At 68.3% G+C, this 5,508-nt stretch carries 3 protein-coding genes; 1 reads left to right on the top strand and 2 read right to left on the bottom strand.

The genetic code is table 11. The annotated features are described in order from the left end of the window. Positions 1-461 precede the first annotated feature (461 nt). Positions 462-1,079, bottom strand: a complete 618-nt coding sequence (locus ACFXB5_RS52300; protein WP_385222849.1) for a hypothetical protein — start codon at positions 1,077-1,079, stop codon at positions 462-464. Positions 1,080-1,213: 134 nt separating this feature from the next. Beyond that, positions 1,214-2,671: an adenosylhomocysteinase gene (gene ahcY / locus ACFXB5_RS52295; protein ID WP_201858146.1), complete on the bottom strand. Its 1,458-nt coding sequence runs from the start codon at positions 2,669-2,671 to the stop codon at positions 1,214-1,216. A gap of 544 nt (positions 2,672-3,215) precedes the next feature. On the opposite strand from ahcY, the gene ACFXB5_RS52290 reads away from it, so the two are divergent. Next, positions 3,216-5,411, top strand: coding sequence for a fructose-specific PTS transporter subunit EIIC (locus ACFXB5_RS52290; RefSeq protein WP_385222846.1), 2,196 nt, complete (start codon positions 3,216-3,218; stop codon positions 5,409-5,411). Positions 5,412-5,508 lie beyond the last annotated feature (97 nt).

Genomic DNA, 5,508 nt, shown 5'->3' with positions numbered 1-5,508 from the left:
ACCGTTTCACCGGCTTCTCCGGGCGCTTCCCTTCGGTGTTTCCAACCTTACCAGATCCGATTTCCGGTCGTTTCCGATCCGAATTCCGTTTCCGGTGGCCGTTGGAGGGGCCTTGCCTTTCGGCGTTGTTTTCGACTTTAGCAGACGATCATCCGCCGAACCTAATCGGCTTCGCGTGATGCCTGCGGGTGTCAAAAGGTGCTCCGTTTGGATTTCCATCCGTCTGCGGAGCGGTTCAGATGCGCTTTGGGGGCGAGCGGACTCCGCTCACTACAACCGTTTAAACCTACCTCCCCGGACTACCTTGGTCAAGGACTCCGAGCAAGATTCTTTATACGGTCCGGCCGGAGCACCTGTGCACTCCGTTTGCCGCGACCCTCAAACGTACGCACCGGTACTCCCCGGGTCAATAGGTACCGGGAAGTTTCTTAACGCCGCAGGTCAGAGGGGTGGGATGGCCATCAAGCCGCGAAGGACGACGGTGGACTCTCCAGGTGCTCCAGCTCGATGCCGGGGGCGGCGAGCACCACGTCGCCGGCGATGTGGACCCTCCGTACCTCTCCGGTGTCCAGCTCGCTCACCTGGTACTCGTCCACAACGAGTGGCCCGGTGTCGGTGGCGTGACCAGCTCTGTCGAGGAGTGCCCAGGACTGATCCAGGGTGAGGGGTGCGAGGACCGGATCGGTGAAGGCCACGAGGCGTACGCGGACGGCTCCGGCGCCCGGTTCCAGCCGCAGCAGGCGGGAGACGGCGACCAGAAAGGCCGGGGAGGCGCCGGTGAAGGAGTGGGCGCGGACATTGCCCTCGGTCGCGTGCTCCCCGGTGGGGTCCGTGCGGACCCAGGTGACCCCGTCCAGGGCGGCGCCCCTGACCTGCCAGCTGGACGCGTGCAGCTCCACCCTGAGCGGGCGGCCGAGCTCGTCGAGGGTGAGGTCCACGGACCCGGTGTGATCGCCGGAGGGTGAGGTCCGCTGTGCGACATAGCGCCACCCGCTGGGGCCGGGAGCGCAGTGGAAGTGCTCCTCGCCCAGGGGGGCGTGATCGTGTGGGTCGTGGAGGGAGTAGCGGCCGCGGGGCATGGTGAGGTCCTTGACGAGTCGAGCCCGCCCGGCCGGATGGCGCGGACGGGCCCTGGGGCCCCCGCCGGGGCGGGGGCCGGGTCAGCGGCCGCCGACGGTGTGGTCGGCGGCGCCGGTGCGATCAGCGGATGCGATCAGTAGCGGTAGTGGTCGGGCTTGTACGGGCCCTCCACCGGGACGCCGATGTAGGAGGCCTGCTCGGGCCGGAGCGTGGTCAGCTTGGCCCCGAGCGCGTCCAGGTGGAGGCGGGCGACCTTCTCGTCCAGGTGCTTGGGGAGCACATAGACGTCGGTCGGGTACGACTCCGGCTTGGTGAAGAGCTCGATCTGGGCGATGGTCTGGTTCGCGAAGGAGTTGGACATCACGAACGACGGGTGACCGGTCGCGTTGCCGAGGTTCAGCAGACGGCCCTCGGAGAGCAAGATGATCTTCTTGCCGTCGGGGAAGGTCCAGGTGTGGACCTGCGGCTTGACCTCATCCTTCACGATGCCCGGGAGGGCGGCGAGCCCGGCCATGTCGATCTCGTTGTCGAAGTGGCCGATGTTCCCGACGATCGCCTGGTGCTTCATCTTGGCCATGTCCGAGGCCAGGATGATGTCCTTGTTGCCGGTCGTGGTGATGAAGATGTCGGCGGTCTCCACCACGTCGTCCAGGGTGGCGACCTGGTAGCCGTCCATCGCGGCCTGCAGCGCGCAGATCGGGTCGATCTCGGTGATGATCACCCGGGCGCCCTGGCCGCGCAGCGACTCGGCGCAGCCCTTACCGACGTCACCGTAGCCGCAGATGACCGCGACCTTGCCGCCGATCAGCACGTCGGTGGCGCGGTTGATGCCGTCGACCAGGGAGTGGCGGCAGCCGTACTTGTTGTCGAACTTGGACTTGGTGACCGCGTCGTTCACGTTGATCGCCGGGAAGAGCAGCGTGCCGTCCCGCTGCATCTCGTAGAGGCGGTGAACGCCGGTGGTGGTCTCCTCGGTGACCCCGCGGATCTCGGAGGCCAGCTGCGTCCACTTCTGCGGGCTCTCCGCGATGGTGCGGTTCAGCAGTTCGAGGATGACGCGGTGCTCGTCGTTCTCGGCGGTGGCGACGTCAGGGGCGGCGCCGGCCTTCTCGTACTCGACGCCCTTGTGGACGAGGAGGGTGGCGTCGCCACCGTCGTCCAGGATCATGTTGGGCCCGCCGGTGGGGGTACCGGGCCAGGTCAGCGCCTGCTCCGTGCACCACCAGTACTCCTCCAGGGTCTCGCCCTTCCAGGCGAAGACCGGGATGCCCTGCGGGTTCTCCGCGGTGCCCTCGGGACCGACGGCGATCGCGGCCGCGGCGTGGTCCTGGGTGGAGAAGATGTTGCAGGAGGCCCACCGGACCTGGGCGCCGAGGGCGACCAGGGTCTCGATCAGCACGGCGGTCTGCACCGTCATGTGCAGGGAGCCGGTGATACGGGCGCCGGCCAGCGGCTGCTGCTCGGCATACTCCTTACGGATCGCCATCAGGCCGGGCATCTCATGCTCGGCGAGGGTGATCTCCTTACGGCCGAAGGCAGCCAGGGAGAGGTCCGCGACCTTGAAGTCCTGACCGGAGACGGCTGTCGTCATGAGTGCTGCTCCTCGTCGATCGTGTGCGAGCGAGAGTGGTTCGGCTGGGCATGCGAGGCGTCGGGCAGGGCTCCCGACAACGGGCACACCTGTCCCCTTCTACCTCACAGTGCGCAGTCCGTCGGAGGCCCTCTCTCCCTCGGCCGACCCGGGGTGCGGGCCGCCCGACCGCCATCAGCAGCGACGTCTGGCTCGGTCACGAATCTACACCGATCGGCGGAGCGAACCCCAGCCCCCATGGGTCATCTTCGGCCGTACGGCTATGACCAGGGGCGACGGGTGCGCTGCTTGGGGAGGTCGGCCGCGCTGCTTTGGGGGCGACGGCCGCGCCGCTCGGGGACCGTGGGGTGCGTTGCTTCGAGGGCCGACGGTCGCGTCGTTCGGGGGCGACGGTCGCGTCGTTCGAGGACCGACGGTCGCGTCGTTTCCGGAGTCGGGGGGTTCAGGCCGTCGCTTAGATCCCGGCCGGATGTATTGCACGATGCCGCGAGCGCGGGGACGCTGGCAGCTTCCCGCGCCCGCTCAACGCGTTAAGGAGAACCACGTGACCAGTCCAGCCGATCCCCCCAACGGTGCGGGGGCCAGCGGACCGGGGCTCAAATTGCTCGCGGTGACCGCGTGTCCCACGGGTATCGCCCATACCTATATGGCCGCTGAGAAGCTGGCCCAGGCGGCGGAGTCGCTCGGCCACAGCATGAAGGTGGAGACCCAAGGCTCGATCGGGGCCGAGAACGTACTGTCTGACAACGATGTCAGCGAGGCTGACGGCATCATCATCGCCGCCGACAAGGACGTCGACCGCAGTCGTTTCGTCGGTAAGAGGGTGCTTGTCGTCGGGGTCGCCGATGGCATTCACCGGCCGCAGCGACTGATCGAGCAGGTGCTGGACGCGTCGGTGTACGAGGGCGACGGCTCTGGCGCCGGGCGCGGTGGTGCCTCGGGGGCGGCGGCTTCCGGGGGTGGTGGCGGCAGTAAGGGGCGCAGCGTCACCTATAAGGCGCTCATGAACGGTGTCTCGTACATGATCCCGTTCGTGGTGGTCGGCGGTCTGCTGATCGCGGTCTCGCTCGCCCTGGGCGGTGATACGACGTCCAAGGGCATCGTCATCCCCGACGACTCCTTCTGGAAGACGGTCAACGACATCGGGAGCATCGGCTTCGAGCTGATGATCCCGGCCCTGTCCGGCTATATCGCCTACGCCATCGCGGACCGGCCCGCGTTGGTGCCCGGCATGGTGGGCGGCTGGATCGCGGCGCACGGCGAGCTGTACGACAGCGAGGCGGGCGCCGGCTTCATCGGGGCGATCGTCACCGGCTTCCTGGCCGGTTATCTGGTGCTGTGGATCAAGCGGGTCAAGGTTCCGAAGTTCGTCCAGCCGATCATGCCGATCATTGTGATCCCGATCGTGGCGACCTCGGCGCTCGGCCTCTTCTTCATCTATGTCCTCGGCGAGCCGATCTCCTGGGTCTTCGAGCAGCTCACTGACTGGCTCGGTGGGCTGACCGGCACGAGTGCGGCGGTGCTCGGCATCATTCTCGGGCTGATGATCGCGTTCGATATGGGCGGTCCGGTCAATAAGACGGCGTTCCTCTTCGGTGCCGGGCTGGTGTCCAAGAACCCCGAGGTCATGGGGGCGTGTGCGGCGGCCATTCCGGTACCGCCGCTGGGCCAGGGGCTGGCCACGCTGCTGCGCCGCCGGATGTTCGACGACCAGGAGCGGGAGACCGGGCTGGCGGCGCTCTTCATGGGCTTCTTCGGCATCACGGAGGGCGCGATTCCGTTCGCGGCGGCGCGTCCCGCGCGGGTCATTCCGGCGAACATGGTGGGTGGCGCGGTCGCCGGGGCGATAGCCGGGGTGGCGTCGGTCGAGGACAACGTGCCGCATGGGGGGCCGATTGTGGCGGTTCTCGGTGCGGTTGGTGGGGTGCCGATGTTCTTTGTCGCGGTGGTGGTGGGTACGGCGGTGACGGCGTTGGTGACGATTGGGTTGATGTCGGTGGGTGGCGGTGCTGGTGATTCGGGCGGTGCTGTGGGGGTGGCGGGCGCTGCGAGTGACTCGGGTGGTGTGGGTGGTGTAGGTGGTGCGGGTGCCACCGCGGGTGGTGCGGGTGCCACTGCGGGTGCCGCCGCGGGTGGTGGCTCCGGGGCGGCGTCGGTCGCGGCTGAGCCCGTCCTTGCTGGGGTGGGCGGCGGCGGTGACCGTGCCGCGGAGGCGTGTGGCGCTGCGGGTGCCCGTAAGGCGGTCGCTTCTCAGAGCGGGGCAGGCGAGGCCGATTCTGGGGGCCAGGTGCTGTCCGGGTATCTCACTGAGCAGACCGTCAAGGAGCGGCTGGCGGCCGACGGTAAGGACGCCGCGATCCGTGAGATGGCTGAGCTGCTGGCCGCGACCGGCAAGGTGACGGATGCGGAGGAGCTGGTGCGGGCCGCGTTTGCCCGGGAGGACCAAGGCACGACCGGGCTCGGCGAGGAGATCGCGATTCCGCATGCCAAGACGGATGCGGTGACCGCTCCGGTCGTCGGCTTCGCGCGTTCCCCCGAGGGGATCGAGTGGGGTGCGCCGGATGGGACGAAGGCCCGGCTGGTGTTCATGATCGCGGTGCCGGAGGCGGATGCGGGGGATGAGCATCTGCGGATTCTGGCGTTGCTGTCGCGGAAGTTGATGGCTGAGGAGTTTCGGGAGCGGTTGTTGGGGGCGGGGGATGTGGGGGCGATGTTGGGGGTGCTTGGGGAGATTGAGTAGGGCGGGGGTTGGGGGCGGGTTTCTCCCCCACCCCCGCCCCAACCCCAAAACCGGGGCAAATACCCCCCGCCCCCCCCCCGGGCCCGCCCCCCCCCCC

This window comes from Streptomyces sp. NPDC059455, assembly GCF_042750115.1.
Taxonomy (GTDB): Bacteria; Actinomycetota; Actinomycetes; order Streptomycetales; family Streptomycetaceae; genus Streptomyces; species Streptomyces endocoffeicus.
Note: the sequence above shows the minus strand (reverse complement) of the source record. Positions and strands in the feature narration are given on the sequence as shown.

Excerpts from the sequence above, each read along its gene's own strand:
- ACFXB5_RS52300 (WP_385222849.1), bottom strand. The coding sequence starts at position 1,079 with ATGCCCCGCGGCCGCTACTCCCTCCACGACCCACACGATCACGCCCCC.
- ahcY (WP_201858146.1), bottom strand. The coding sequence starts at position 2,671 with ATGACGACAGCCGTCTCCGGTCAGGACTTCAAGGTCGCGGACCTCTCC.